At 51.5% G+C, this 26,563-nt stretch carries 25 protein-coding genes; 11 read left to right on the plus strand and 14 right to left on the minus strand.

What is annotated here, in order from left to right:
* Positions 1 to 92: 92 nt before the first annotated feature.
* From DFER_RS28105 to DFER_RS28120, 4 genes are all read right to left on the minus strand, one after another.
* The gene (locus DFER_RS28105) at positions 93 to 1,781 is read right to left on the minus strand and encodes a DUF6044 family protein (RefSeq protein WP_015815061.1); all 1,689 of its coding nucleotides are present in this window, start codon (positions 1,779 to 1,781) and stop codon (positions 93 to 95) included.
* Positions 1,782 to 1,791: 10 nt separating this feature from the next.
* Positions 1,792 to 3,579 (minus strand): translation elongation factor 4, encoded by a 1,788-nt coding sequence (lepA, locus tag DFER_RS28110; RefSeq protein WP_015815062.1) that lies wholly within the window; start codon positions 3,577 to 3,579, stop codon positions 1,792 to 1,794.
* A gap of 106 nt (positions 3,580 to 3,685) precedes the next feature.
* Positions 3,686 to 4,759, minus strand: a complete 1,074-nt coding sequence (locus tag DFER_RS28115) for an HTTM domain-containing protein (RefSeq protein WP_015815063.1) — start codon at positions 4,757 to 4,759, stop codon at positions 3,686 to 3,688.
* Positions 4,760 to 4,764: 5 nt separating this feature from the next.
* Positions 4,765 to 5,121: a hypothetical protein gene (locus DFER_RS28120; protein ID WP_015815064.1), complete on the minus strand. Its 357-nt coding sequence runs from the start codon at positions 5,119 to 5,121 to the stop codon at positions 4,765 to 4,767.
* A 196-nt stretch (positions 5,122 to 5,317) separates the two neighbouring features.
* Between DFER_RS28120 and DFER_RS28125 the strand changes: the two genes are divergently transcribed.
* From DFER_RS28125 to DFER_RS28155, 7 genes are all read left to right on the plus strand, one after another.
* On the plus strand, positions 5,318 to 5,929 hold the full coding sequence (locus tag DFER_RS28125) for a TetR/AcrR family transcriptional regulator (RefSeq protein ID WP_015815065.1): 612 nt from the start codon (positions 5,318 to 5,320) through the stop codon (positions 5,927 to 5,929).
* 100 nt (positions 5,930 to 6,029) lie between these two features.
* Positions 6,030 to 7,295, plus strand: a complete 1,266-nt coding sequence (locus tag DFER_RS28130) for a TolC family protein (RefSeq protein WP_015815066.1) — start codon at positions 6,030 to 6,032, stop codon at positions 7,293 to 7,295.
* A gap of 17 nt (positions 7,296 to 7,312) precedes the next feature.
* Positions 7,313 to 8,248: an HlyD family secretion protein gene (locus tag DFER_RS28135; RefSeq protein ID WP_015815067.1), complete on the plus strand. Its 936-nt coding sequence runs from the start codon at positions 7,313 to 7,315 to the stop codon at positions 8,246 to 8,248.
* Positions 8,248 to 9,153: an ABC transporter ATP-binding protein gene (locus DFER_RS28140; protein WP_015815068.1), complete on the plus strand. Its 906-nt coding sequence runs from the start codon at positions 8,248 to 8,250 to the stop codon at positions 9,151 to 9,153. The genes DFER_RS28135 and DFER_RS28140 overlap by 1 nt, the downstream gene beginning before the upstream one ends.
* Positions 9,154 to 9,166: 13 nt before the next feature.
* On the plus strand, positions 9,167 to 9,913 hold the full coding sequence (locus DFER_RS28145) for an ABC transporter ATP-binding protein (RefSeq protein WP_015815069.1): 747 nt from the start codon (positions 9,167 to 9,169) through the stop codon (positions 9,911 to 9,913).
* Between the two features lie 2 nt (positions 9,914 to 9,915).
* Complete coding sequence (locus DFER_RS28150; RefSeq protein WP_015815070.1) at positions 9,916 to 11,022, plus strand: ABC transporter permease; 1,107 nt, start codon at positions 9,916 to 9,918, stop codon at positions 11,020 to 11,022.
* Complete coding sequence (locus DFER_RS28155) at positions 11,019 to 12,137, plus strand: ABC transporter permease (protein WP_015815071.1); 1,119 nt, start codon at positions 11,019 to 11,021, stop codon at positions 12,135 to 12,137. Before DFER_RS28150 ends, DFER_RS28155 begins: the two co-directional genes overlap by 4 nt.
* Before the next feature lie 61 nt (positions 12,138 to 12,198).
* On the opposite strand, the gene DFER_RS28160 is transcribed toward DFER_RS28155, so the two are convergent.
* The 6 genes from DFER_RS28160 to DFER_RS28185 form a co-directional block, all read right to left on the minus strand.
* Complete coding sequence (locus tag DFER_RS28160) at positions 12,199 to 13,212, minus strand: zinc-binding alcohol dehydrogenase family protein (RefSeq protein WP_015815072.1); 1,014 nt, start codon at positions 13,210 to 13,212, stop codon at positions 12,199 to 12,201.
* Between the two features lie 10 nt (positions 13,213 to 13,222).
* The gene (locus DFER_RS28165) at positions 13,223 to 14,011 is read right to left on the minus strand and encodes an L-fucose dehydrogenase (protein ID WP_015815073.1); all 789 of its coding nucleotides are present in this window, start codon (positions 14,009 to 14,011) and stop codon (positions 13,223 to 13,225) included.
* 39 nt (positions 14,012 to 14,050) lie between these two features.
* Entirely contained in the window at positions 14,051 to 15,304 is a 1,254-nt protein-coding gene (gene fucP / locus DFER_RS28170) for an L-fucose:H+ symporter permease (RefSeq protein ID WP_015815074.1), read from the minus strand.
* 133 nt (positions 15,305 to 15,437) lie between these two features.
* Entirely contained in the window at positions 15,438 to 16,184 is a 747-nt protein-coding gene (locus DFER_RS28175; RefSeq protein ID WP_015815075.1) for a LytR/AlgR family response regulator transcription factor, read from the minus strand.
* A gap of 154 nt (positions 16,185 to 16,338) precedes the next feature.
* Positions 16,339 to 17,364, minus strand: coding sequence for a cytochrome d ubiquinol oxidase subunit II (locus tag DFER_RS28180; RefSeq protein WP_015815076.1), 1,026 nt, complete (start codon positions 17,362 to 17,364; stop codon positions 16,339 to 16,341).
* Positions 17,365 to 17,479: 115 nt separating this feature from the next.
* Positions 17,480 to 18,790 (minus strand): cytochrome ubiquinol oxidase subunit I, encoded by a 1,311-nt coding sequence (locus DFER_RS28185; protein ID WP_015815077.1) that lies wholly within the window; start codon positions 18,788 to 18,790, stop codon positions 17,480 to 17,482.
* Positions 18,791 to 19,047: 257 nt separating this feature from the next.
* Here DFER_RS28185 and DFER_RS28190 point away from each other — a divergent pair, with 257 nt between their 5' ends.
* Both DFER_RS28190 and DFER_RS28195 read left to right on the plus strand, forming a co-directional pair.
* Positions 19,048 to 19,338, plus strand: a complete 291-nt coding sequence (locus DFER_RS28190) for a hypothetical protein (RefSeq protein ID WP_015815078.1) — start codon at positions 19,048 to 19,050, stop codon at positions 19,336 to 19,338.
* Between the two features lie 2 nt (positions 19,339 to 19,340).
* A complete protein-coding gene (locus DFER_RS28195; RefSeq protein WP_222837294.1) occupies positions 19,341 to 19,613 on the plus strand; it encodes a type II toxin-antitoxin system RelE family toxin in 273 nt (90 codons plus the stop codon).
* Positions 19,614 to 19,616: 3 nt separating this feature from the next.
* On the opposite strand, the gene DFER_RS28200 is transcribed toward DFER_RS28195, so the two are convergent.
* From DFER_RS28200 to DFER_RS28210, 3 genes are all read right to left on the minus strand, one after another.
* A complete protein-coding gene (locus tag DFER_RS28200; RefSeq protein WP_015815080.1) occupies positions 19,617 to 20,618 on the minus strand; it encodes a 3-hydroxyacyl-CoA dehydrogenase family protein in 1,002 nt (333 codons plus the stop codon).
* 129 nt (positions 20,619 to 20,747) lie between these two features.
* On the minus strand, positions 20,748 to 20,945 hold the full coding sequence (locus DFER_RS28205; RefSeq protein WP_015815081.1) for a CsbD family protein: 198 nt from the start codon (positions 20,943 to 20,945) through the stop codon (positions 20,748 to 20,750).
* Between the two features lie 150 nt (positions 20,946 to 21,095).
* On the minus strand, positions 21,096 to 22,367 hold the full coding sequence (locus DFER_RS28210) for a beta-1,2-mannosidase (protein ID WP_015815082.1): 1,272 nt from the start codon (positions 22,365 to 22,367) through the stop codon (positions 21,096 to 21,098).
* Between the two features lie 206 nt (positions 22,368 to 22,573).
* Between DFER_RS28210 and DFER_RS28215 the strand changes: the two genes are divergently transcribed.
* Both DFER_RS28215 and DFER_RS28220 read left to right on the plus strand, forming a co-directional pair.
* A complete protein-coding gene (locus DFER_RS28215) occupies positions 22,574 to 24,292 on the plus strand; it encodes a DNA polymerase/3'-5' exonuclease PolX (protein WP_015815083.1) in 1,719 nt (572 codons plus the stop codon).
* 100 nt (positions 24,293 to 24,392) lie between these two features.
* Positions 24,393 to 25,574: an ATP-binding protein gene (locus DFER_RS28220; RefSeq protein ID WP_015815084.1), complete on the plus strand. Its 1,182-nt coding sequence runs from the start codon at positions 24,393 to 24,395 to the stop codon at positions 25,572 to 25,574.
* 26 nt (positions 25,575 to 25,600) lie between these two features.
* Here the strand turns inward: DFER_RS28220 and DFER_RS28225 are convergent, their stop codons facing one another.
* Positions 25,601 to 26,533 (minus strand): hydrogen peroxide-inducible genes activator, encoded by a 933-nt coding sequence (locus DFER_RS28225; protein ID WP_015815085.1) that lies wholly within the window; start codon positions 26,531 to 26,533, stop codon positions 25,601 to 25,603.
* Positions 26,534 to 26,563 lie beyond the last annotated feature (30 nt).

Below are 26,563 nucleotides of genomic sequence, written 5' to 3' on the forward strand. Positions count from 1 at the left end.
TCGCATTGAATATAAAGGAAAATACGGGCAAGCGCAATAAATTTTAGCGATGTCTTCGTAACCGTCAGAAAATAGTGTGCGATCAGTATACGTCACTCACCCTTAGCGACTTCGTAGAGATGGACGCGCCACAGCGGGGAGTTAAAAATAGCCAGTTTGCTCAACCCCGATTTTTCGGGAGTCCGGATGTTTTCAGCAGACAAAATGTAGTCGCAATGCAGACCTCTCAAAGCCGCGTGCGAAAGGACGATGTCGCGGCTGGCTGGCGCTTTCGAGCGGGTCATGTAAGGCTCGTAGTAGGAGAGTCCCTGGTCGTAAAGGATTGTGCACATGCTGCCCCAAAAGTCGAAGAAGCCTCGGTTGCCTTCACTTTTTTCAAGTTCTGCCGCGATAATTTTCCTGAATTTCTTTTTGTAGGAAAGAGGATAATTGCTGGAATAACCATCAATGGTCCACAGCTGATTGTACTGAGCAATTGCAGGAGGGATTCCGATGCTCGCCACGCGGTAAGTTTGCACCGGCTTTTTAATGTAAGACCTGATATCCCCGAACATGCGCTCGGCATAATAATCTTCGTAGGTGAAGATGTAATGGTAGGGGACAATCCTTATGAATGACTTTACAATCCGCTCGTAATAGGTAGGTTGGTACGCAAAGCAGATGAGAAGTTGAGCCATTGCGACGGCGGCGACGATGCGATTGCGGTAAGCAGTCGAAATTAAAAGAATAGCCTGTGCTGCCGCGACATGCCATAACAATTGCAGGAAAATATGAAACCTGTCCATACTGAACATGCGCAGCAGGTCCGACTGATTACGCAGGTTAACCATAAATTCCCATTGTAATACGGCTATATACAGGCAAATCGATGTGATGATGAGTAACGTCGCAGTGAGGCCTTTGGGAAGACGCTTTTCACGAAAAGCAAAAACTACATATACTGTGCAGATCAGCGGCAGCAGTATAAATGTGTGCAGGGATAACGCTACGTCTATGTTGCCCAGCAGGAAATACCTCGCAAATACTTTCAGCCGCGAAGCCGGAAAACGACGCATTTCCATTCGGTGCGACTCAAAACCTTCGCCTCCCAGCAGATTTTGGATCAAATCTATTTTCGTAACAATGTAAACTGCCAGCAAAACGACGAATGCAAGCAGCAGGCGGCGATATGGCAATTTCATTACGATGTCGTGCGCGATGAGCACGCCTAATGCGAAAAGCATAAAAACACCTGCGGACTGAAAATTAGACGCAAACGGGAAAGCACCCACGATGAGCCAGTCCCATTTGCCGGGTTTGCCATTGCGGATATTGAGAATGGCAAAAAGTAGGAGCGGTTGCCCGGCGATGCTAAGGCCCCAGGTTGGCAGGAATGGGGTGAATGCAAACGAAAGCGCCAGAAAGGCGGATGTCCATTCATTTAACCCGAGGTGGCGCCGGCAAAGGAGCCACATGCCCAGCAGGGCAAAAGCACTAATGAATATAATGTAGAAACGGTAAGCCTCGAAGGTCGGCAAAACGAGGTTTAGCCAATAATAAATGTTGTAAGTGGTTACCAGCGTGAATTTCGGTACTCCGCCCAGAAAAGGTTCTATGATTGCGTAGGGAGGTGCCCAGGCATAACCTTGCTGGGTAACAACCCGGTACCATACGACGAAGGAGTCGAGCGAATCGAATGCATTGAAATATGCGCGCTGACCAAGAAGAATATAGGGCGCATGATAAAGAAAAAATACCGACAACATCGCTGAGAGACAATATTGCCGGTATTTTGCGCTCATAAAGTGACGATTAGTTGATTTTCAAAACAGCCATAAATGCTTCCTGAGGAATTTCTACGCTACCAACCTGCCGCATTCTTTTCTTTCCTTTCTTCTGTTTTTCAAGAAGCTTGCGTTTCCGCGAAATATCACCGCCATAACATTTGGCCAAAACGTCCTTCCGCATTGCCTTCACAGTCTCGCGGGCGATGATTTTCTGGCCGATGGCCGCTTGAATGGCGATCTCGAACATCTGGCGCGGGATCAGCTCGCGCAGTTTTTCGCAGAGTTTCTTGCCCCATTCATAGGATTTGGACCGGTGAACAATGGCCGACAACGCATCCACAGCTTCGCCGTTGAGCATCACGTCCAGCTTCACCATGTCGGATTCCTGGTAGCCTGCCAGCTCGTAGTCGAGTGAAGCGTAGCCACGCGAAATGGTTTTGAGTTTATCAAAAAAGTCGAAAACCACTTCCGCCAGCGGGATCAGGAATTGCAGTTCCACACGTTCGGCGGTGAGGTAAATCTGGTTTTTGAGAATACCCCGCTTATCCATACACAAATTCAGGATCGGTCCGATGTAGTCCGATTTTGTGATGATCTGTGCATTAATATAGGGTTCTTCAATGTATTTAATGAAATTCGGCTCCGGCATTTCCGACGGCGCGCTGATATTCAGTAACTTTTCTTTGGTCGTAAGTACGCGGAACTGTACCGACGGTACGGTCGTGATCACGGTCATGTCGAACTCGCGTTCCAGGCGCTCCTGCACGATTTCCATGTGCAGCATTCCGAGGAAGCCGCAACGGAACCCGAAGCCCAATGCTGCGGATGTTTCCGGTTCCCAAACCAACGCCGCGTCGTTCAGCTGCAATTTCTCCATCGCCTCGCGGAGTTCCTCGAACTCGCTGGTATCCACGGGGTAAATGCCCGCAAAAACCATCGGCTTCACTTCCGAGAAGCCAACAATGGCCTCGCTGGCAGGGCGGTCGATGTGCGTGAACGTGTCGCCCACTTTTACTTCTTTGGCAACTTTAATTCCCGAAATCAGGTAGCCTACGTCGCCGCATTCCACCACTTGCTTCGGGATCTGCTGCAAACCGAGCGTGCCGATTTCGTCGGCGATATATTCCTTGCCGGTCGCCATAAACTTTACTTTGTCGCCTTTGCGGATGCTTCCGTTTTTCACCCGGAAGATAACCTCGATACCCCGGTAGGAATTGAAAACCGAATCGAAGATCAAAGCCTGCAATGGGCCATCGGGATTGCCCACCGGCGCGGGAATGCGTTCTACGATTGCGTTGAGGATGTCCTCGATGCCGATTCCTTCCTTTCCGCTGGCCGGGATAATGTCGCCGCGGTCGCAGCCGAGCAGGTCCACCATCTCGTCCTTGATTTCCTCCGGCATAGCGCCCGGAAGGTCTATTTTGTTCAGTACCGGGATGATCACCAGGTCGTGGTTGATCGCCAGGTAGAGGTTAGAGATCGTTTGCGCCTCGGTGCCTTGCGAAGCATCCACGAGCAGCAATGCGCCTTCGCAGGCAGCAATGGAACGGGAAACTTCGTACGAAAAGTCGACGTGCCCCGGGGTGTCGATCAGGTTCAGTATGTACTCTTCTCCTTTATAAACATAGTTCATCTGGATCGCGTGGCTCTTGATGGTGATGCCTCTTTCGCGTTCCAGGTCCATATTGTCCAGGAGCTGCGCCTGCATTTCGCGCTGGGATACTGTTTTGGTAAATTCCAGCAAACGGTCCGCCAGGGTACTTTTCCCGTGATCAATATGGGCAATAATGCAAAAATTACGGATTTTCTTCATGAAAGTTGTTCCTATTCCAATGCTTTGAAGAGTAGTTAAGCTCAAAGCAACCACAAAATTAAGAGGGTAATTAATATTTCAACAGGTTTTCGGAGAGAACTTCAAACTAAAAATTAACGGACGAGGATCGTTCCGCAGCCGACGGCTTTGCCGGTGCCCGTCCGCGCTGAGGCCACGCGTAGATACACGCCGCCGCAATCACCAAAACCGACAGCAGCACAAGCTGCCCGTAACGTATCAGTAGTACCACCAGCAGCATGGCCAGGAAGAGCACGACGGGATGCGAAATAAAATCAATCCCCGTTCGCACCCAGCGGATAAACAAATCCCGGCCGGCAGCCGGGCAATCGGCCAGCTGGTCATTGAAATCCAGTTTTTTCAGTAACCGCACCACCGCCGGACTGTGCAGGCGATCGTCGCAGGCCAGCCGCGCGGGCCAGGTAAATTGCGAGCCGTAAGCCGTCACGAGCGCAAACACGAACGGCCCGAATGTAATGTGCATCAGGACGACCATCGGCAAATGCAGCAACAGCGCTAAAAACACGGCATAGGCAACCCTTTCCCGTTTTAAAAGCAATATCGCAATGCCCAGTTGCAGAAGGATCACGCTGATACCCGTGATCTGCGACATAAAGCCCGGCGGGAAGAGCGCTGCCACGGCCATGTAGGGGGGAATCTGATGCTTCGTGACGAGCAGTGTTTCCATGCTTGCGCCCGTCCACCAGTCGGCGTCGAAGATTTTGTTGAGATCGGCGCCGAGGTAGAGCACCACCAGCTGGAACCGCACGATGTCGGTGCCCGTCACCCGGTTGCTCAATGCCGTGCAGAGGAACATGCAGCCCGTAAACAGGTGAGCCACCGAAATGCAGGTTTGGCAAGACAGCAGGCCGGTAGCAAAGCTCAGTCCGACCAGCAATGCCCCCAGGCGCACCCAGTGCGAACACAAAACGATGGCAATGCCGATAAGAAACACCAGCCTGATGCCCGCATTGAACTGCGCATCGCTACCGAAGTCGCCAAGGAAGCCGACCAGCGGATAAAAGCGCCCGGTACCCTGACTGCCATTGAACGGCACTTCACCCGTGAGCAGCAGGTAACACGCCAGCAGCCGCACCGCCAGGACAAGCTCCGGCACCACCGCTTTTTCTTTGATATAAAATGGGTTCCAATGTGGGTGCATGAGGCTTACAGGCTTGCTTTCCAAACAAAAACACGCTCGGGCGCTCCGTTGCGGCGGTAAAAGATCCTGACGCTGTCGGGATTACCGGCGGTTTGCTTTTCGACCGTCTCTACCAGTCGGCGCAGATTGCCCTCCGCGTGCGCTTCCCATTGCGATTGCGCGATGCCGTACCGGGCCTCCACGGCCTCTTTTTGCCAGGGAATGCCGTGGCGAAACGCTTCGAGGCGGTAAAAAACCTGCGTGGTGTGCGGCGCCCAGGAGACAGTGCGGGTGTCCTGGGTGAGCTCGTAAACCGTGTTGATGAGCTGCGCCGATAGGAATAATATGCCGGGCAGCCATTTCCGGGCCAGGGAAGTGGTCATGGGATGTGATCGATTAAAGCAAGCTTAGGTTATGTTGGCAAAAGTTAAGAAAAAATGCAATGCTATGACAGCGAGCTTTTTGATATGCTGACCAGTGGGTTTATTGACTTTTAACCAAAATATTTAATCATTTGTTTAAATATTTTGGTTAAATCAAAAACGGCTTGTACATTTGACACATCAATGGAAAACTGAAATGGCGAAAGCGAAGAAAGAGGCACTGGACCTGAGTACCGAAGAGAAGATCAAGGAAGCGGCGGGCGTGGTATTTACCAAGAAAGGTTACGGCAATGCGCGTACGAGGGATATCGCCGAGGAGGCGGGCATTAACCTGGCGCTGCTCAACTACTATTTCCGGAGCAAGGAAAAGCTTTTCCAGATCGTGATGGCGGAGCGGATCGATAAGCTCTTCGGCGTACTGGTGCCGATCCTGAATGACGCCTCGACGACGCTGGAAGAGAAGCTTGAAAAGATCACGGAGAACTACATTAATATGCTCCTCGAACATCCCGACCTGCCGATTTTCGTGCTGAGCGAGATCCGCAACAATCCCGATCAGCTTTCGAACCGCTTGCAAGCCCAAAAGCTGCTGCGGGAATCGGTTTTCGTGAAGCAGCTGAGCGAACGCAAAACCGATATTAATCCGATCCATTTCTTGATGAACCTTCTGGGGATGAACCTGTTCCCATTTGTAGCGAAGCCGGTTTTACAGCCGATCCTCGGTAGCGAAGAAAACTACCGCCAGCTGATGGAGCAGCGGAAAAAGCTGATCCCGGCGTGGATGAAGCTGATGCTCGACCATTCCTGACGGACATCTGGAGAGCGACAGAATCTCCATTTTTTTACCCAATAATTAATCAAATGATTAAATAAAACGAATAAATAAAATGATTAATGTATGTAAAATAATGATCATTGCAGGTGGTTTGGTGCTCTGGGTGAGCCACTTGAAAGCGCAGGATGCCCCGCTGAATATCCGGGAGGCGTACCGGCTGGCCCGGAACAATTACCCGATGATCCGCCAGCAGGGGTTGATCGACAAAACGCGTGACTATTCGGTCAGCAATGCTTCGAAGGGCTTCTTACCGCAGCTGACGGTGCAGGGCCAGGCTACTTACCAGTCGGCCGTGACGGAGTTCGGGCTGCCCGTCGCGATTCCGGGCGTGGAATTTCCGCGGATCAGTAAGGACCAGTATAAGGTGTTCGGCGAAGTGAACCAGACGATTTATGACGGCGGTAATGTCCGTACGCAGGTGCGCTCACACGAGGCTGGTGCGCTGGTGGAGGCCCGGAAGCTGGAAGTTGAACTCTACAAGCTGAACGACCGGGTGAACCAGCTGTTTTTTGGCATACTCATGCTGGACGAGCAGCTGAAACAGAACGAGTTGCTGAAAAAGGACATTCACCTCGGCATACGCAAAGTGCAGGCATTGATCGACAATGGGACGGCATTTAAAAGCAACGCCAACACATTGAAAGCGGAACTATTGAAAGCCGACCAGCGCGCCATCGACCTGAATGCGAGCCGGAAGGCTTACCTGGAAATGCTCGGGCTGCTGACCGGACAGCCGCTGGGAAATTCGGCGGTACTCGAAAAGCCGGTGGAACTCGCCGGAACTGGTGAGGTCAACCGCCCCGAGCTGGAACTGTACGATGCGCAGAACCGGAGCCTGGATATTCAGTCGCAGCTGATTGACGTGCGCAACCGTCCGAAGCTTAACTTCTTCTTTCAGGGCGGTTACGGCCGGCCGGCGTTGAACATCCTCAGCAATGGGTTTGATCCCTATTATATTACCGGCGTACGTTTGAACTGGTCATTATCAGGCCTATATACAATCAAGAAAGACCGGGAGCTGGTACGCAACAACCGGGACGCCATTCTGCTCCAAAAAGAGACATTCCTTTTCAACACCCATCTTAATGCAAAGCAGTACCACGCGGAGCTCGACCGGTTTCGCCAGCTGCTCACCACCGACGACGAGCTCATTACCCTCCGCGAAAGCATTAAAACAACAGCGGCTGCGCAGCTTGAAAACGGCGTGATCAACACCAATGATTTCCTGCGCGAGGTGAATGCGGAAGACCAGGCGCGGCAGAACAAAATCTTGCACGGCATTCAGCTGCTGATGGCGCAGTACAATCTGGACAATACCCTGGGAACAACAATCGAATAAGCATTTAAACAACAATCATGAAAGCATATCCTTATCTGCTCATATTGGCTGCCGCCGCGGCCGCCTGTAATGGAAAAGAGAACCCTTACGACGCTTCGGGCACGTTTGAAGCCGTGGAAACGATCGTGTCGGCAGAGGCGACGGGGCGCATTATGGCGCTTAGCCTGGAAGAAGGACAGGCATTGAAGGCCGGCGAAACGGTGGGTTACATTGATAGCCTGCAATTGTATTTACGCAAAAAGCAGCTCGAAGCGCAAATCAGGGCGACCGGCAGCCGTCTGCCCGACATTGTAGCGCAAACCAATGTGTACAAGCAGCAAATCGCCGTTTCGCAGGTGCGCCTGGACAATCTCCTGCACGAGCAAAAACGCATTCAAAACCTGGTGAAAGCCGACGCCGCCACGCCCAAGCAGCTGGACGACGTGAATGCACAAGTGGAAGAGTTGCAAAAGCAGCTGGAAGTTATCCGCAAACAGGATGCCGCGCAAACGTCTGTTTTGAAAACGCAAACCTCCGGCCTGCGCGCCGACGTGCAGCCATTGGTGGTTCAGATCGAGCAGATCAACGACCAACTGGCGAAGTCCAGGATCGTTAACGAAGTGAATGGGACGGTGCTCACCAAATATGCCGAGGCCAATGAAGTAGCGGCGGCAGGGAAGCCTTTGTACAAAATCGCCGACCTCTCGACGATTATCCTGCGGGCCTATGTAACCGGCGACCAGCTGACGGGCATTCAGCTCAATCAGCAGGTGAAAGTGCTGGTAGATAGCGCCGGTGGCCATTACCGCGAGCTGCCGGGCACCATCGAGTGGATCAGCAGCAAGGCAGAATTCACCCCGAAAACCATCCAGACGAAAGACGAGCGCGCCAACCTGGTGTACGCGGTGAAAATCCGCGTGAAAAATGACGGTTACCTGAAAATAGGCATGTACGGAGAAGTAGCATTGAAATAATGGAAGCGGTTGTTGTCAAAAATCTGGTCAAAACATACGGCAAGGAGCAAACCGTGGCCGTGGACGATGTGTCGTTTTCCGTAAACCAGGGCGAGCTGTTCGGGCTGATAGGGCCGGACGGGGCCGGCAAGACGAGCATTTTCCGGATGCTGACCACGCTATTGCTGCCGGATGGCGGCTCTGCGAGCGTGGATGGCCGTGATATCGTGGAGGATTTCAGGCAGATACGCAGTTCAGTGGGTTATATGCCAGGCAAATTTTCGCTCTACCAGGACCTTACCATTGAGGAAAACCTGCAATTCTTTGCCACCGTTTTCGGCACTACGATCGAGGAGAACTACCATTTGATCAAAGACATTTACGTCCAGATCGAGCCTTTCAAAAACCGGCGTGCGGGAAAGCTGTCTGGTGGGATGAAGCAGAAGCTCGCATTATGCTGCGCATTGATACATAAACCCACGACACTGTTTCTGGATGAACCCACGACGGGCGTTGACCCGGTATCGCGGAAGGAGTTCTGGGAAATGCTCAGGCGGCTGAGAGAACAGCAGATTACCATCCTCGTTTCGACGCCTTACATGGACGAGGCTTCGCTTTGCGACCGCATTGCGCTGATCCAGGGTGGCAAAATCCTGTCGATCGACACGCCGCAAAACATCGTGAATGCCTATCCCGACCGGTTGCTGGCCATTAAAGCAAATGAAATGTACCAATTGCTGAAAGTGCTGGAAGGCCATCCTGATACTATCAATAGCTACGCATTCGGCGAGTACGCACACGCTACGTTTCGCGACGCGGATACGCACGCATTGCAGGCATACCTGGGCGCGCAAGGCCTCACGGGCGTGGAAGTGATAGACGCGGAGGTCACGATCGAGGATTCATTTATCAAATTATTACATTAAAAACGTCACAGTCATGATGCAGGACGACAAAGTGATTGTTTGCGAGAAGCTCACCAAGCGCTTCGGCGACTTTATCGCCACCAATGAAATCACATTCGAAGTACATAAAGGGGAGATTTTTGGCTTCCTCGGCGCGAACGGGGCCGGCAAAACCACCGCCATGCGAATGCTATGCGGGCTATCTTCGCCCAGCTCGGGGCAGGCGACCATTGCGGGGTACGATGTGTACACGCAAACCGAGCAGATCAAGAAAAATATCGGCTACATGAGCCAGAAGTTTTCACTCTACGAAAACCTGACCGTGCGGGAAAACATCGAGTTTTTCGGCGGCATTTACGGACTTTCCGACAAACGCATTCAAACTAAAACCGAAGAACTGCTCGAACGGCTCGGATTAAAAAGCGAGGCAAACAAACTGGTGGCCTCGCTGCCGCTCGGCTGGAAACAGAAGCTCTCTTTTTCGGTGGCGGTGCTGCACGAGCCGAAAATCGTGTTCCTCGATGAGCCCACCGGCGGCGTGGACCCGGTGACGCGGCGGCAGTTCTGGGACATGATCTACGAGGCAGCCAATAGCGGCATTACCGTTTTCGTGACTACACATTATATGGATGAGGCCGAGTATTGCAACCGTATATCCATTATGGTGGATGGTAAAATGGAAGTGCTCGATACGCCGGCGAACCTGAAAAACAGCTTTCACGCGCGCTCGATGGACGAAGTGTTTTACCAACTCGCCCGCGGCGCCAAAAGAGGGGATTAGCCATGAAACAGTTTCTCGCATTCGTCAGAAAAGAATTTTACCACGTGCTGCGCGATCGCCGCACGTTACTGATTTTGTTTGGAATGCCCATTGCACAGATATTGATCTTCGGCTTCGCATTGACCAACGAGGTAAAGGATTCGGAAATCCTCGTCGTGGATTATGCCAGGGACGATGCCTCGCAGGCATTGCTGACAAGGATCGGCGCGAGCCGGTATTTCGATATCCGGCAGGCTGCATTAAGCCATAAGGAGATACTAGGCACCTTTCAGAAGGGCAAGATCAAGGCGGTGGTGGTGTTCCCGGCCAATTTTAATGCGGATTTGCTGCATACCAATAAGGCTCAGGTTCAGATCGTTACCGATGCCAGCGATGTGAATACGGCCAACATGATCACCAATTACCTGTCGTCTATCATCCTCGATTACCAGAACCAGCTCAATGAAAACCTGCAAATGCCCTACCGGATCACGCCGGAGGTGCGGATGCTCTATAACCCGCAGCTGAAAGGCGCGCACGGTTTTGTGCCGGGCGTAATGGCGCTGGTGCTGCTGCTGGTTTCGGTGATGATGACCGCCATTTCGATCGTCCGCGAAAAGGAGACGGGTACGATGGAAATCCTGCTTGTTTCGCCGTTCAAGCCGGTTTTGGTCATTTTTGCCAAGGCATTTCCGTACCTCGCATTATCGCTCGTGAATGTGACGGCGATCCTGCTGCTCAGCGTTTTTGTGCTCGATTTGCCGGTGAAAGGGAGTGTAGGGCTGCTGTTCGCCGAAAGCACGCTGTTTATCATCACCTGCCTGGCGCTGGGTATTTTTATTTCTATCAAAACTGATTCCCAGCAGATTGCGATGCTTATTTCGCTGATGGGCATGCTGCTGCCAACGATGATGTTCAGCGGTTTCCTGTTTCCGATCGAGAATGTGCCGGTGCCGTTGCAGATCATTTCCAATATCGTCCCGTCCAAATGGTTTTACATCATCGTTAAGTCGATCATGATCAAAGGTTTAGGCCTTTCGGCACTTTGGAAAGAGACGCTGATATTGTTGGGTATGACCGTGTTTCTGCTGCTGGTGAGTTTGAAGAGTTTTAAAATCCGTTTGCAATGAGGACATTACGATTTTTGTTACGCAAAGAATTCAGGCAGATTTTCAGGGACAAGTCCATTGTGGCGATGATCTTTTTCATGCCGATGGTGCAGCTGATACTCATGCCGCTGGCCGCTGATTACGAGGTGAGGAACATTAACCTATCCGTTGTCGACCGCGACAAGTCGCCCTATTCCCAAAAACTGATTTCCAAAATCGTCGCATCGGGCTACTTCCGGCTTACGGGCTACAATGCGTCATTCCGCGAAGCATTCGGGCTTATCGAGTCCGATGAGGCCGATCTGATCCTTGAAATTCCGAGTGATTTTGAGAGAAACCTCATTCGTGAGGATCACGAGAAGCTATTTGTGGCCGTGAATGCGATCAACGGCACCAAGGCCAGCCTGGGCGGTTCCTACCTGGGCAGCATTATCGGCGATTTCAATGCGGATATCCGGATGCAGCTCGTCACACCGCCGCGTTTCAGCCAGTTTCCGATGATCGACGTGGTGGCTTCCAACTGGTTCAACCCGGTTTTAAATTACAAGGTCTTTATCGTCCCCGGCATCCTCGCCATCCTCGTCACGATGGTCGGCGGGTTCTTATCTGCATTGAACATCGTGAAGGAAAAAGAGATAGGCACGATTGAACAGATCAACGTCACGCCGATTAAGAAGCACATTTTTATATTGGGTAAACTGATTCCCTTCTGGGTTTTGGCCAATATCGTATTCACGATAGGATTGCTGGTGGCGCGGTTCGTATATGGGATCGTGCCGGTGGGAAGTTTACTGACGCTCTATGCGTTTATTTCGGTGTATCTGCTGGCCGTTCTGGGTTTCGGCTTGCTGGTGTCCACGTTTTGCGACACCCAGCAGCAGGCCATGTTCATCATGTTCTTTTTCATGATGCTGTTTATACTGCTGGGCGGTCTGTTTACTTCTATTGATAGTATGCCGGAATGGGCGAAGGCGATAACGCGCATTAATCCGGTGCGCTACATGATCGAGGTCATGCGGATGGTCATTCTCAAAGGCAGCAGTTTCAAAGATGTGCTGCCGCATGTGGGAATAGTATCATTAATGGCCGCGATTCTGAACAGCTGGGCGATTTTGAACTACAAAAAAACCAACTAACCACGCCCAACAACACCCGACCAAACCTGACAACATTTGACAAAACCTGACAAAAAACCGACTAACCCAGCTCCACCATCGCCTTAATCACCCCATTCGCCGGATCGAGCCAGCTTTCGAATTCATCCTTCACCTGCCCGAAGGCTACGCGGTGGGTAATGTAGGTTTTTGGGTCTACCAGCCCGTTTTTCATGCTGTGGATCACATGCTCGAAATCGGCGCGGGTGGCGTTGCGGCTGCTCATTAGGGTAGCTTCCCGTTTATGAAATTCGGGGTGGCTAAATGCGATTTCACCTTTTTGAAGGCCTACGAGCACATATCTGCCGCCATGAGCGAGGTAGGCGAATGCGGAGTTAATGGCGCGCAGGTTGCCCGTCGCGTCAATCACGACCGTCGGCATGTCGCCATTTGTGATTTCGGCCAGGCGCTGGGCCACGTCTTCGGTGAGGCCGTTAACGGTATGTTCCACACCGATCCGCTCACGGCAGAATGCCAGGCGCTGATCGTTGATATCCAGCGCAATAACCTTCCCGCCGGCAATTCGTGCGAATTCCATCGCACCCAGGCCAATGGGGCCGGCGCCTACCACGAGCACAAATTCGTCCTTGTGCACGTCGGCGCGGCGCACGCCATGCGCGCCTATCGCGAGTGGTTCTACAAGCGCAAGTTCGTCGAAGCTTAGCCCGTCGCCGTGCACAAGCGAGTAGGAGGGGACGGACAGATATTCGGCCATCCCGCCGTCGATATGAACGCCGGACACTTTCAGGCTCGTGCAGCAATTGGGTTTGCCGTTTCTGCAGGCCACGCATTTCCCGCAATTGAAATAGGGCACAAAAGTTACCGCTTCACCGCGCACAAAGCCCGGCGCATCCGTTTCAACAATTTCGCCGGACAACTCGTGGCCGAGGATGCGCGGATAGTTGAAAAACGGCTGCGTTCCTTCGAAAGCGTGCAGGTCGGTGCCGCAGATGCCTATCCGCTTGATTTTCAATAGGGTGTGCCCCGGCTTTGCCACCGGTGTTTCGGCTTGTTCGTAGGAAAACGAGCCGGGTGTGTTGCAAACTAATATTTCCATTGTCGAAAAATCAGGAATTGGCGAGTGCGCGGTCGAGGTGGACGTAGCCGCCGTCGACGTAAATGAGCTGGCCGGTTGTGTGGCTGGACCTTTCCGAAAGCAGGAAAACCGACATATTGGCGATTTCCTCGGCGGTTGTCATACGGTTTTCCAATGGAATGTTGGCCGTGATGGACGCCAGTTTTTCTTTCGGATTAGGCAATGTTTCGATCCACTTTTCGTAGAGCGGCGTCCAGCATTCAGCCACGATCACCGAGTTCACGCGGATGCCGTATTTCAGCAATTCAACCGCCCATTCACGGGTGAGCGCATTGCGACCGCCGTTGGAAGCGGCATAGGCCGACGTCCCGCCCTGGCCGGTGTCGGCTGTTTTAGAACTGATGTTCACGATCGATCCTTTCGAGGCCTTCAATGCAGGCAATGCATAATGCGCCATCAGGTAATAATGCACCACGTTTTTATGCAAAGAGGCGATAAAGCCTTCGTAAGTGCCATTTTCGAGCCCAACGCCGTCGTTCGCGCCGGCATTGTTCACCAGGCCGTCGATCCGGCCGTATTTTTCGAGGACGGCATTCACTGCTTTCTCCGCATCTTCGGGGCGTGTGAGTTCCGCGGCTACCTGAAACGACTCTTTGCCCTCCGCCGCCAGCGCGTCGACCACCTTTTGGTTATCTTCCGCATTTCTTCCAACGATCACGGGGATCGCGCCTTCGGATGCCAGCACCTGTACGATGCCCTCGCCGATGCCTTTGGCGCCGCCGGTCACGATAACGACCTTATTTTGAAGTTTTAAATCCATTTTATTAATATAAAAACTTATAAATCAATTATTTGGGTGTTAATGTGAAGTGCCCAGCGTCACGTTCTTTACTGAGCCGTTGCGGATCGCGAAGTATAGTACTACGAGGAAACACACCGCAGGGACTATGTAAGCCGTTTGAATGGACGAAATATCTGATACCTGACCCATAATGACAGGGAAAAATGCACCGCCGACGATCGACATGATTACCAGTGAAGAACCGATTTTGGTCTTCTCGCCCAAGCCGCGAATGCTCAATGCAAAAATCGTCGGGAACATGATCGACATGAAGAATTCCACGCCTACCAATGCGTAAACCGAGAACATACCGTCGGTCAATACGGCTATAATCAGGAGCACGATGTTCGCAACGCTATAAATGGCGAGCAGCCTGGGAGGTGCCACGAAGCGCATCAGATATGTGCCGATAAACCGGCCGATCATAAATGCAAGCAATGCTCCCGAAAGCAGGTATGCAGCCGTTTTTTCATCAATGCCAGCCACATGATCAGCGAAACGGATAAAAAAGCTGCTGATGCAAACCTGCGCGCCCACGTAAAAGAACTGTGCTATGGTGCCGAGGATGAGGTTCTTTTCACCCCAGATGGAGCCGGTCGGTTTTTGTTCCGTTTCTTCCTCGTCCTTGATTTCCGGAAGCGATGTCCGCCAGATCAGCACGGCTACGAGCAATACCACCAATCCAATGAGAATGAAAGGAACCTGCACCGACGATGCTTCTTCGTTCAGGTAAGCATTGAGCTGGTCGGACGACATAGCCTGCTGCTCAGCGTCGGTGAGTGTTTTACCGGAAAGAATGAATTTTCCGCCCATCAACGGCGCCAGAAATGCCGCCAGGCCGTTGAACGACTGTGCAAAGTTGAGCCGTTGCGTGGCCGAATCCGGGTCGCCCAGGACGGTAATGTAGGGATTTGCGGCGGTTTCGAGCATGGTGAGCCCGCTGGCAATCACAAACAATGCGAACAGGAAGAAGCCGAAGTGCCGCATTTCAGCCGCCGGGTAAAAAAGAAATGAGCCAGTGGCAAAAAGCAATAATCCAAAGGCGATACCAGCCTTATATCCATACTTCTTCATAAAAAGGCCGGCGGGCAATGCGATGAGGAAGTAGGCAATGTAGGAAGCGGAGTCGATCAGGGCCGACTGGAAGTCGCTGAGCTGACAGGCTTTTTTTAAATGCGGAATCAGGATGGGGTTGAGATTGAGGGCAAAACCCCAGAGAAAGAACAGTGAAGTGATGAGGATGACAGCCAGCCGCGTCTTACGATCGGTCATAAATTAGATTATTAATAATGCAGGAACGGCTGTAAAGTAAAACAAAACAATGCAAAGGAATTATATTTTTTTAGGGGGAAATATTTCTTCCTCCCATAATTTTTCCAATACATTGTTTTGCAAACGCTGGCTGTCAGATGTTCAGCTGCCGCTGCACTTCATCCTTTTTCCGCCGCGACACCTCGATCCGCGAGCCGTCGGAGAGGATGATGAATTCGTTGTTGTTGCTGATCCGGATAATGTGGTCGAGGTTGACCAAATGCGATTTGTGGGTTCTTATAAACCGGAATTTTGAGAGCATATCCTCAAAATGTTTCAGCGTTTTGCTCGCGATGAACGGCCTCTTGTTGATCAGATGGATGATGGTGTAGTTGCGATCGGCTTCGAGGCGGAGTATTTCGTGGATCATGAAGAAGAAAACACCTTCGCTGGACGGCACCGCAAGCCTGAAATCCTTCACGTCGCGCTTGTCGATGTTGGCGGCGAGGTTGTCAAGAAGCAGTTTTCGCTGCCGGAAGCTTTCTCCCTTTGTGAAATGCCGCTTCACGGCCGCCCGCAGGTCTTCCGGGCTGATGGGTTTGAGCAGGTAGTCGAGCGCACTGAAGCGGATCGCCTGGATGGCGTACTGGTTGTAGGCCGTGGTGAAGATCACGTCGAATTCGGGCATGTTCGGGATCTGCAAGAAATCGAAGCCGTTTTTGTAAGGCATCTCCACATCCAGAAAAACGAGGTCCGGCTTGTAGTATTCCATTACCCCCTGAGCTTCTTCAACAGATGATGCCGTTCGCACCTCGATGATCTCGGGCACGAAACTCACGATAAACTGGTGCAAAACGTTACGTGCCCTGGGCTCGTCGTCGATGATCAGCGCTTTTATCATAGTGGGATATAGTGTTAATATACTGCTCAATCCCAGCGCCTCCCGCTGAGATTTTTCCCACAAAGTATGATATAGGGCACAAGCGAGCCTAGTCCGATGTCCGAATGGTATTAAATGATTATTGAAAGGAATTGGGCCTTATCTGTTGAGCAGGTCAATGCCCCTCGCCGCCATAGGCCAGCGGTTTCTTTTGAAAGCTGTAAATCAGGTAGAAAAGCGCCGGTAAGATCAATATGCTGCCCAAAAGCAATGCCCAGCCGAGGGCTTCGACGGTTTTTTCGTGGCCCGCGTGCTCGGTGAGCGACAGGTAACCGCCGCCTTTCAGGACCACGATGTTGGGAAAATGCCTGAAAGTGGTCGTTAGCAGGATCATCGTCACCTGGAAACCGGCCAGCGGGCGAAGCAGACGTATTTTGCCTTGATAGAGCAACGTCCACATCCAGATCAGCGACAGCGTGGCGGAAAGGATCGCAATCCGTCCGATCCAGTTGCCGAACACCCAGTCGATCAACGGAATATGCTCAAACCACGCTGCCACAAACACCAGCGCGCCGCATACCACCGCCGCGATATTGAAAAATTGCGCCTTATGGGCAAAACGCAGGCGCTCGTGCTCCACCTTGGTCTCGCCGATGAGGTAAACCGACGCCAGAAACCCGCAGATCGAAACGGTGAACAGCCCCACCGTAATGGCGAACCAATGCAACCAGCTGAAAATGTAGGCATCGGCAAAGGACCTGGCGGAAGGATCGATGTGCCCCGAAACGGCGCTTCCGGCGATAATGCCCAGGAAAAGCGGCGTAATGAAGCTCGAAACGGCGAAAATGGTGTTATAAAGATGCTGCATATCGTCCACCACGGCATCGTAATGCCGGAACGTGAACGCCGTCCCGCGCGCGATGATGCCGATGAGCATGACCGTGAGCGGAATATGCAGGTTGACAGACATGGTAGAATAGATGACCGGAAACCCAACGAACAAAATCACGATGGCAATGATGAGCCACATGTGGTTAGCCTCCCAAATCGGCCCGATGGCTGAATAGAGCGTTTTGCGGGTAACCTGCTTGTTTTTTTGCGAAGTAAAGAGCTCAATAATGCCCGCGCCAAAATCCGCTCCACCCAGCAGCAGGTAAAGCAAAATCGACGCCCAGAGGTATGTGATGACGATGTAGAGCATGGGAATGGGTGAATGATTGAATGATTGAATGATTGAATTAATGAATGAGTGAATGAGTGAATAGTATTTCTAAATATTCGGTCATTCAATCATTCGGTCATTCAATCATTCATAATTAACTATGATCATAAAGCTTCCCAACCATCTTAATCTGCCGGTAGAGCATGAAGACTACGAATGCGGCCAGGGAGACGTAAATGGCTGTGAATAAATAAAATGAATAGGCGATGCCGGGCATTGGGGTGACGGCGTCGGCGGTGCGCATAATGCCGTAGATGATCCACGGCTGGCGACCTACTTCGGTGACCGTCCAGCCGGCTTCCACCGCAATGAATCCCAGCGGCGTTGCCAATGCGAACAGTTTCAGGAGCCACGGTTGCTGCAACCAGTTCCGTTTCTTCCATAATGCCGTGAAATAGAGCACCGAAATCAGCATCATTGCCATACCCATTCCTACCATAATTTGAAACGCATAATGCGTGATAGCTACCGGCGGGTGGTTTTCTTCGGGTATGCGGTCGAGGCCGGTTACCTCGGCTTCGAAGTTGCCGTGGGCCAGAAAGCTCAGGAAACCGGGGAGTTTGATGGCATAGTCGACCCGCTTCTCATCTTCATTCGGAATGCCGCCGACGATGAGCGGTGCCGATTTTTCGGTATGGAAATGCGCTTCCATCGCCGCCAGTTTGGCAGGCTGCCGGATGGCCACATCCTTCGCCGAAATGTCCCCGCTCAGCGGCTGCACCAGCGCGGCCACGCAGCCGAACACCGCCGCGATCGTGAATGATTTGGTATGAAAAAGCACATGGCTTCCACGCAGGATCATGAACGCATGCACCCCCGCCACCGCAAAACCCGTTGCGGCAAAGGCGGCAATGGTCATATGCAGCGCCTGCGAAAACCAGGCTTCGTTGAACATCGCCGCAAGCGGGTCGATATTAAGGTATTGTCCATTGATGTATTCAAAACCGGCCGGACTGTTCATCCACGCATTGGCTGCCACCACGAGTATCCCCGACGCTAGCCCGCTCACACCCACGACCACGCCCGTGAACCAGTGGAACCAGGGATTGAACCGCCCCCAGCCGTAAAGGAAGAAACCAAGTGCGATCGCCTCAATAAAAAATGCCGTTCCTTCGAGGGAAAACGGCATTCCGAAAATCGGCCCGGCGTGTTTCATAAATTCCGGCCATAAAAGTCCGAGCTCAAACGAGAGTACCGTGCCCGACACCGCGCCGGTTGCGAAAAAGATCGCCACGCCTTTGCTCCAAGCTTTGGTAACGTTTTTATAGACAGGCTGTCCGGTTTTGAGATAATAATAGTGGGCAACGGCCATAAAGAACGGCATGACCATTCCGATGCAGGAAAATATGATATGAAACCCCAGTGAAAGGGCCATTTGGGATCTGGCGGCTATGAAGTCGTTCATGGGAACAGATTTACTAAAAAAATATCGTTTTCCGGTTTAGGAACAGCCTGCCAACAGCTGTGTCAAAACTAGTCAAGACTTTTTAGAAGAACCACCATTTTCGCCAAAATGATCGCGCTTTCGCGGTTTTTTACTCAAAAATATTTGTGTGTTGAAACTTCAATCAATTGTATGAAAATAGTTAGGGCTTCGCTTGGTGTTGATATTGATTTTTCTGTGTCATTTTGCTAATTTTATTTTGCAAAAGCACCAATGATATGCTCGGAATCATCGAAGACTATAAGGAACTGAGGCAAAATCTGGGACTGCTTATTGATAAGTCAGGATACCGGAATGCCTACATCGCGGATAAAGTCGGAATCCCGGCTTCCAATTTTTCGCAAAAAAAGAAACGTGGTAACTGGACGCTCGAAGAAATGGAACGGGTGCTGCAGGTGATCGAAAATCAGGAGCTCGAAGACCTGTTTCTACTCGAAATTACCAAGGAGCGTGACAAAGGCGACACCATTACTTATGACGAGTTCCGTAAAGAAATGGGATGGAGCTGATCTTGGAAAAAACGTTTTTGAAAGAGTTGAAACGTTGTCCTGCGTTTGTTCAAAAACAGGTGGAAAGCGTACTGGAAAGCATTTTCCGGGCAACCGACATCATGCATGTTCCTAACTGCTCTGTGATGCAGGGCAAGGAAAACAAAGCGTATTACAGGATCAGGGTAGGAGGTTATCGCATCGGGTTGAAGTATGAAAATGGTGTGGTTAAAATCGTTACCATTATCACCATTCAGTCACGAGGCGATATTTACAAGAAATTCCCTCCCAAATAATTCTTACACCTCATCGCCATTCTCCGCCTGTCGCTTCTCCGCCAGCCGCTGTTTTACGATATCGCCTGGATATTTCAGCGCCAGCTCGCGAATGTCGTAGGTGAATTCCTTGAAAGTTTCTTCCCAAACCTCCGCTTCGCCGGGCTCGTATTCGTAAAATCCGTGTGAATTGAGCACGCCTTTGCCGCCCTCGCGCACGACTTTGTCGATCAGCTCGGGTACTTCGGTGCTGTTATTGAGCGTGGGGAGCAGGTTTTTCATCACATTATGGTACGCCGGCACACCGGTGAGGTCCATCCAGCGGAAAACGCCCACGAGCGTCATGAAATATCCCGCATTGTTGCGGCAGGACCGGTCCACGTCCTCGATCGTCGCGTAGCCGTTTTCAACCAGACTGATCGCCTCGCGGTACATGGCGTACATGAGGCGGTTGGTGATGAAGCCGGCAATGTCCTTCCGGACCAGGATCGGCTCTTTGCCCCACAAATGCGAAAGCTCGTAGAGGTATTCGCCGTTTTTAATGTCGGATTCGTCGCCGCAAATGATTTCCAAGAACCGGGTCGTGTGCGCGGGTTCCGTCCAATGCAGGCCGAGGAAGCGGGAGGGGTGCTGTGTGAGTTTTTGAAGCTGGCTGATCGGAATGGCGGAAGTATTGCTCGTCAGCAATGCGTCGGGCGCAATTTCCTTTTCGATTTTCTGATAAACGGCGTTCTTGATGTCGATGTTCTCGATCGTGCATTCGTTTACCAGCTTGCAAGGGTATAGCACCGAGTAGTCCTCCGTGATGATCAGTTTTCGCAGATAAAATTCCGGTTCGTTATCGACGATGCCATTTTGCCAGGCATTTTGTAAATGTTCGCGGATGCGGCGCTCGGCGTGGTCGAGGTCGGCGGGGACGGGCGCCACCGCTGCTACCGGATGGCCGGCGATGAGCAGGCACGCCACAATGCTGCATCCCATCAGGCCCAGGCCCACGATGCCGACAGGTATTTCGTTTGGATTCATTTCAGAAAATCGGATTTAGGATTTTGGTAACCGGAATATAGGTAAAAAAGCATTGCCGGGCGGCGGGTTACTACAAAAAAAGCCCCGAAACCATCGGTTCCGGGGCTTTATATCGACCTGCGTCAGGATCTAGCGTGACCAGCTTTCAACTTCACTTTCTACCTCCGCTCTGGTTTTGCCGATCCTTTTCTGAATTTTTCCAAGAAGTTCATCTTCTTTTCCTTCTTCATATAGCAGATCGTCGTCGGTCAAGTCAGCGTATTGTTGCTTGAACTTTCCTTTGAGTTCGTTCCAGTTACCTTTTACTTGTTGTGTGAATGAGCTCATGATTGTGTGGTTTTGAGTTTGGTAATGGCGCCTTTGTGACGCTTTTGAATTACCAGGTTCAAGAACCGTTCCAATGCCGAAAAATGCGTTTTCGGGCGATTTCAGGCAGTTTTGATGAGCAAATTTTTACACGAAACGTCCAAATTCTTACTACTTATTTCCAATCAGTTTGTTCAAACGGACAATTCCCTGCACCATCGAGCGCACCGAATGGTAATTGACCTTCCACGAATGGCTCATATGCTTCCATATCGGCTCGCCCTGGCGTGTGAGGAGCGGGAGCCATTCGCCTACCGAATGGTGGATCATTTTATCAAAAACAAAACGATGGGTGGCGTCGTAGGCTTTCAAATACTTCTCATCGCCATACACCCGGTAGGCGTCGAGCATACCGATAATGACTTCCGCTTGCTGCCAGAACTCCTTCTCGCGATCGTACACTTCGCCGGCGTGAGAGCCCTCCACATACACACCGCCAAACTCCCAATCGATGCCATACTCGACCGCGTGGTCGTAGGAAGCTTTGAGCTGGTCGTGGTATTCGTCGTACGGAATGCCGGCAATGTCGAGCGCGTGCATGAGCAGCCACGCAAATTCTACGTTGTGGCCGTAGCTGGTATTATCCTCCGCCGAGCTCTTTACACCGTCCTCGGTAAAGCGGTCCCAGCCCCAGATAATGTCAAATTTGATCTGCGGCGCCACCGACCAATCTTCCCAGAACTGCGGAATGCCGGTCCGGTATTGCGGATGCATGATTTTATTAATGAGCAAACGGATTATCTCAACCAGCTTGCGGCGGTGAACCTGCTTGCCCGAGGCTTCGTAGAGCGTCGTGAATGCTTCCATGAGGTGCATATGAGCGTCGAGCGTCTTGCGGTCGCCTCCCGCCGCGCCGGGGCCTTTGAGGTCCCAGTTGCGGTGGAACATCTCGAAATAGCCGCCGTAGTAGGTGTCTGCGCCATGTTTTTGTAACAGGTCAAAAACCTTTTCCGCATATTCCAAACCGCGGGGGTCTCCGGTAGCGAGCGTATATTCCGCAAGGCTGTAAATCGCGAAGCTGTGGCCGTACACGATTTTTTCGTCGATGTTGACATTGCCCTTGCGGTCCATGAGCCAGTAAAACCCGCCATATTCATTGTCCCACATCTTGTTGATCAGAAAATCGACACCGTGCCGGGCAATGTCGGCATACCGGCCTTCGCCATAGCCCGCGCGGTGTGCGGAGGAGAAGGTGTACACCGTGCGTGTTTGCGCGATGAGCGACTTTTCGTCCTCGCCCGAATCGTTGCCTGCGTTGTCGAAATGCGTTATAAAGCCGCCGTTTTCCCGGTCCACAGCCCGGTTTTCCCAGAATGGAAGCAGCTCCGAAGTCAGATGCTGGCGGATTTCCTCGCGGTAACTTTTCAATTGATCTACATTCATTGGATTAAAATATGGTCAGAGTTTTGAAATGGTTGTTGGATATACTGGAATGTCGGCGGCGCTGGCTATCCGGCCGCGGTGAATTATCACTATAAATATTTTTTTATGGAATATTTACTCTACCAGGGCTTACGCGGCGGCGCGTGCGCTTGCAAATGCTGATTCATACTTCGTAATTCGCATAGAATTCATCAATCCCCATCCCCATGAGTAATCCGGAAATCGTAGAGGTCCTCGAACTAACTGCCAAGCTGCTGGAACTGCATAATGCCGATCCTTTCAAGATCAAAGGCTATTCCGTAGCTGCTTTTTACCTGGATAAATACAAGGAAAGCGAACTGCAATACATGACCGAGCAGGAGCTGACCAAATTGCAGGGGGTGGGGAAAAGCACGGCCACGAAAATTGCTCAGATCGCCCGCACAGGCACCTTCCCTGAACTCGAAGAGCTGATCGCCAACACGCCGCTCGGAGTGATGGAAATGTTCAATATCAAGGGAATAGGTCCTAAGAAGATCGCGGTTCTGTGGCAGGAACTTGGCATAGATAACCTCCATGAGCTCGAACTGGCCTGTCTGAACGGCACCGTCGCGAAGGTGAAAGGCTTCGGTGCGAACACCCAGCAGAAAATCCTCGATTCGCTCGCATTCCTCAAAGACCAGGCCGGAAAGCTGCGGATGGACAAAGCCGAGGCTGTGGCCGGAATAATCGTCAATGAATTAAAAAAGACCTTTGACCTCGTGGAAGCGGCAGGAGAGGTGCGGAGAAAATCCGAGGTGGTGGAAACGATACGCATCCTCGCCGGCACCGATTCGCCTGCGCTTTTGCAGCATACGATCGGCGAAATTGACCTGCTGGTGCAGGACGTAAAATCGTCGTCGCCGTTTGTCTGGCGCGGGAACATCCAGGATGTGGCCGTGGGGGTGGAAATCGTGGCGGTGAAGCCGGAGCGATGGGTGAACGAGCTCTTTCTCGAAACCTCGGGCGCCGACCACCTCGGGCTCGCCGGCACATCAGGCAGTACCATCTGGCGCCACGCGCACTACGAATCCGCCGACAATGAACAAGCCATTTATGAAAAAGCGGGCTTGCCCTACATCGTACCCGAAATGCGCGAAGGCGCAGGCGAGCTTGCCTGGGCCGAAACCCGCACGCCCGATCAGCTCGTGACCTGGGACGACCTCAAAGGTATCCTCCACAACCATAGCACCTATTCCGACGGCCAGCATACCCTCGAACAAATGGCGCTTCGTTGCCGCGACCTTGGTTTCGAATACCTGGGCATCGCCGACCATTCGCAAACGGCCACGTACGCGCAGGGACTGAAAGTGGAAGAAGTGATCCGGCAGCACGAGGAAATCGCCCGGCTGAATGCCCGTTTTGCCTCGGAAAACCCTGAAAAGCCATTCAAAATCCTGAAAGGAATAGAATCCGACATTCTCGGCGACGGCTCACTCGATTATCCGTCGGACGTGCTGGCGACATTCGATTACATTGTCGCATCCGTCCACAGCAACCTTTCCATGACGCTCGAAAAGGCGACGACCCGGCTGTTGAAAGCCATCGAAAATCCTTATACCACGATATTAGGGCACCCAACCGGCCGTCTGCTCCTTTCCCGTGAAGGTTACCCGATAGACCATCAGGTAATCATCGACGCCTGCGCCGCCAACGGCGTAGTGATCGAAATCAACGCCTCTCCCTGGCGCCTCGACCTCGATTGGCGCTGGATATCTTACTGCATGGAAAAAGGCGTAATGCTCAGCATTAATCCCGACGCACACGCGATGGAAGGCTATCTGGATATGCACTACGGCGTAGCCAATGCCAGAAAAGGCGGCCTGACGAAGGATATGACGTTCAATGCGCTTAGTTTGGGGCAGATAGCGGAGTATTTGAAAGGCCGCGTGGTACGAGTGAATTGACTATTGTGAAAGTGTGGTTGTAAAATAGTTATACTATTTTAAGAGTATACTTGTAAAATAGTATAACTATATTTGCAGTGCACTTTGAAAATAGTAAACTATGTTCGTCGCACGCTACATTTATCCTGCCCTTCTGGCGCATTCAACCAAGAGGCAGATCACGGTCCTAACCGGCATGCGACGGACTGGGAAGACCACGCTTTTGAAACAATTGATGGCGCAATGTGACATCCCGCAAAAGCACTATTTTGATTTGGAGAGAATCGACGTTAGAACGCTCTTTTCCGAACCGAACTACGAAACCATCGTGCAGGCATTAAGTCGGCAAGGGACGGATTTTTCCAAAAAAGTGCTGATTTGCATAGATGAAATCCAGCTCGCTCCGAATTTGCCCAGTGTGCTCAAATACCTGTATGACAGCTACGATATCAAATTTATCGTCACGGGTTCGAGTGCATATTACATGAAGAACCAGTTCTCCGAATCGCTTGCAGGCCGCAAAAAAATCTTCGAAATATTTCCCCTGACTTTTGGCGAGTTGCTGGCATTTAAAGGAATACAAGGCGGTAGACCGGAAATCAAAAGCGCGGCAAAATTTGTCACTTCCGAATACGAACGTCTGAAAGCCTATTATGATGAGTACGTCGATTTCGGCGGGTTTCCCGAGGTGGTTCTGGCAGAATCGGCAGAAGATAAGCGTGATTTGATCAGCGATATTCTGAGCTCATATATCAACTTCGATCTCACATTGCTTTCCGACATCCGCAACCCGACCAATTTGTTCAAGCTGATCAAGTTGCTTTCTGTTCGTATAGGCACGAAACTGGATATATCAAAACTGACGAGTCTGACCGGAATGGCCCGGCAAACGGTTGAGAATTACCTCGATTTGCTGGAAAAAAGCTACCTCATCAAGACAATTCCGGTACTCGCCAAAAGTCCCGACCGGGAGATCGTGAAGGCGAGAAAGGTCTATTTCCTCGACAATGGCATCGCATCCTTAGCCGGCGAGCTTAGCAGCGGTTCAAAGTTTGAAAATGCAGTTTTTAACCAACTCGCGCATCGTGGAGAAATTGCTTATTATCAACTCAAAACCGGCCGGGAGATCGACTTTATCCTTGATCAGAAACAGTGTTTTGAAGTGAAGGAAACGGCAACGGAAGCTGATTTGAAGCATACTGAATCGCTTGCAAGGAACCTGGATATTACGGAATCTTACGTGATAGGCAGGCATCCGGTGCGGGTATTCGAAGGATTTATTTGGGGAGGCTTTCTTCAATAAGCTTCCCTGATTTACTTGATATATTGCTACAACACCCTCACTTCCAGTTCTTTATTCGAAAGCTCTTCGGGCAAATGCGCCATGATCCCTTGCTGCAATGCGCCGATGAGCCGGGCTTTCATTTGTTCGCGGTTAACGACCAGGCATACCTCGCGGGCGGGCTCGGGGAAGCGGAAGTGCCGGATATGTTTCCGGCGCTCATCGGAAAGCTCCATGACAGCCATTTCGGGAAGAATGGTGATCCCGCCATTCCGCTCGACCATACGGATGAGCGTTTCGATGCTGCCCGACCGGTAGCTGAAACTGTTTCCGAACTGGCTACTGCGGCTCAGTTCGCATAGGCGCTGGATTTGCGTGCGGAAGCAATGCCCTTCTTCGAGCAGCCATAGTTCGTTTGGCTCGATGTCGGTGGGGAGGATGTATTGTTTGGCATACAAATCTGTTTTTTCAGAAACATAGGCGTAAAAGCGCTCCTTGTACAGCGGTATTTCCTGTAAGCTGTTTTCCTCCGACACCGACGCAATGATGCCCACATCAAGATTGCCCGTTTTCAGTGCGGTGATGATCCGATCGGTAATCATTTCGGAAACGTGCAGTTTGATATCCGGGTAATTTGAAATAAATGGATTCACGAAATGGGGTAGCAGGTACGGAGCGATGGTCGGGATAACGCCCACGTGCAGTTCGCCGGAGAGGTCGCCATTAAAATGTTTCGCGATTTCATTGATCCGCGCTGTTTCCCGTAAAATTGTCCTGGCCTGGTCGATGATTTCGCGCCCGACGCTGGTAGGCACAATGGGCTGCTTCGTGCGGTCGAAAATCTTTACCGATAATTCCTCTTCCAGCTTCCGGATCATCATCGAAAGTGTGGGCTGCGTAACATTACAATGCTCGGCGGCCTGTATAAAATGGCGGTGATTGTCGACAGCGACGATATATTCCAGTTGCTGGATGTTCATGTTAAATGCATTATCAATTTCATTTATGTA

It is taken from the genome of Dyadobacter fermentans DSM 18053, from assembly GCF_000023125.1.
GTDB classification, from domain to species: Bacteria; Bacteroidota; Bacteroidia; order Cytophagales; family Spirosomataceae; genus Dyadobacter; species Dyadobacter fermentans.

Bases quoted from the DNA above. Each gene is read 5' to 3' on its own strand.
- DFER_RS28105 (WP_015815061.1), bottom strand. From the start codon at position 1,781: ATGAGCGCAAAATACCGGCAATATTGTCTCTCAGCGATGTTGTCGGTA.
- lepA (WP_015815062.1), bottom strand. From the start codon at position 3,579: ATGAAGAAAATCCGTAATTTTTGCATTATTGCCCATATTGATCACGGG.
- DFER_RS28115 (WP_015815063.1), bottom strand. From the start codon at position 4,759: ATGCACCCACATTGGAACCCATTTTATATCAAAGAAAAAGCGGTGGTG.
- DFER_RS28120 (WP_015815064.1), bottom strand. From the start codon at position 5,121: ATGACCACTTCCCTGGCCCGGAAATGGCTGCCCGGCATATTATTCCTA.
- DFER_RS28125 (WP_015815065.1), top strand. From the start codon at position 5,318: ATGGCGAAAGCGAAGAAAGAGGCACTGGACCTGAGTACCGAAGAGAAG.
- DFER_RS28130 (WP_015815066.1), top strand. From the start codon at position 6,030: ATGATCATTGCAGGTGGTTTGGTGCTCTGGGTGAGCCACTTGAAAGCG.
- DFER_RS28135 (WP_015815067.1), top strand. From the start codon at position 7,313: ATGAAAGCATATCCTTATCTGCTCATATTGGCTGCCGCCGCGGCCGCC.
- DFER_RS28140 (WP_015815068.1), top strand. From the start codon at position 8,248: ATGGAAGCGGTTGTTGTCAAAAATCTGGTCAAAACATACGGCAAGGAG.
- DFER_RS28145 (WP_015815069.1), top strand. From the start codon at position 9,167: ATGATGCAGGACGACAAAGTGATTGTTTGCGAGAAGCTCACCAAGCGC.
- DFER_RS28150 (WP_015815070.1), top strand. From the start codon at position 9,916: ATGAAACAGTTTCTCGCATTCGTCAGAAAAGAATTTTACCACGTGCTG.
- DFER_RS28155 (WP_015815071.1), top strand. From the start codon at position 11,019: ATGAGGACATTACGATTTTTGTTACGCAAAGAATTCAGGCAGATTTTC.
- DFER_RS28160 (WP_015815072.1), bottom strand. From the start codon at position 13,212: ATGGAAATATTAGTTTGCAACACACCCGGCTCGTTTTCCTACGAACAA.
- DFER_RS28165 (WP_015815073.1), bottom strand. From the start codon at position 14,011: ATGGATTTAAAACTTCAAAATAAGGTCGTTATCGTGACCGGCGGCGCC.
- fucP (WP_015815074.1), bottom strand. From the start codon at position 15,304: ATGACCGATCGTAAGACGCGGCTGGCTGTCATCCTCATCACTTCACTG.
- DFER_RS28175 (WP_015815075.1), bottom strand. From the start codon at position 16,184: ATGATAAAAGCGCTGATCATCGACGACGAGCCCAGGGCACGTAACGTT.
- DFER_RS28180 (WP_015815076.1), bottom strand. From the start codon at position 17,364: ATGCTCTACATCGTCATCACATACCTCTGGGCGTCGATTTTGCTTTAC.
- DFER_RS28185 (WP_015815077.1), bottom strand. From the start codon at position 18,790: ATGAACGACTTCATAGCCGCCAGATCCCAAATGGCCCTTTCACTGGGG.
- DFER_RS28190 (WP_015815078.1), top strand. From the start codon at position 19,048: ATGCTCGGAATCATCGAAGACTATAAGGAACTGAGGCAAAATCTGGGA.
- DFER_RS28200 (WP_015815080.1), bottom strand. From the start codon at position 20,618: ATGAATCCAAACGAAATACCTGTCGGCATCGTGGGCCTGGGCCTGATG.
- DFER_RS28205 (WP_015815081.1), bottom strand. From the start codon at position 20,945: ATGAGCTCATTCACACAACAAGTAAAAGGTAACTGGAACGAACTCAAA.
- DFER_RS28210 (WP_015815082.1), bottom strand. From the start codon at position 22,367: ATGAATGTAGATCAATTGAAAAGTTACCGCGAGGAAATCCGCCAGCAT.
- DFER_RS28215 (WP_015815083.1), top strand. From the start codon at position 22,574: ATGAGTAATCCGGAAATCGTAGAGGTCCTCGAACTAACTGCCAAGCTG.
- DFER_RS28220 (WP_015815084.1), top strand. From the start codon at position 24,393: ATGTTCGTCGCACGCTACATTTATCCTGCCCTTCTGGCGCATTCAACC.
- DFER_RS28225 (WP_015815085.1), bottom strand. From the start codon at position 26,533: ATGAACATCCAGCAACTGGAATATATCGTCGCTGTCGACAATCACCGC.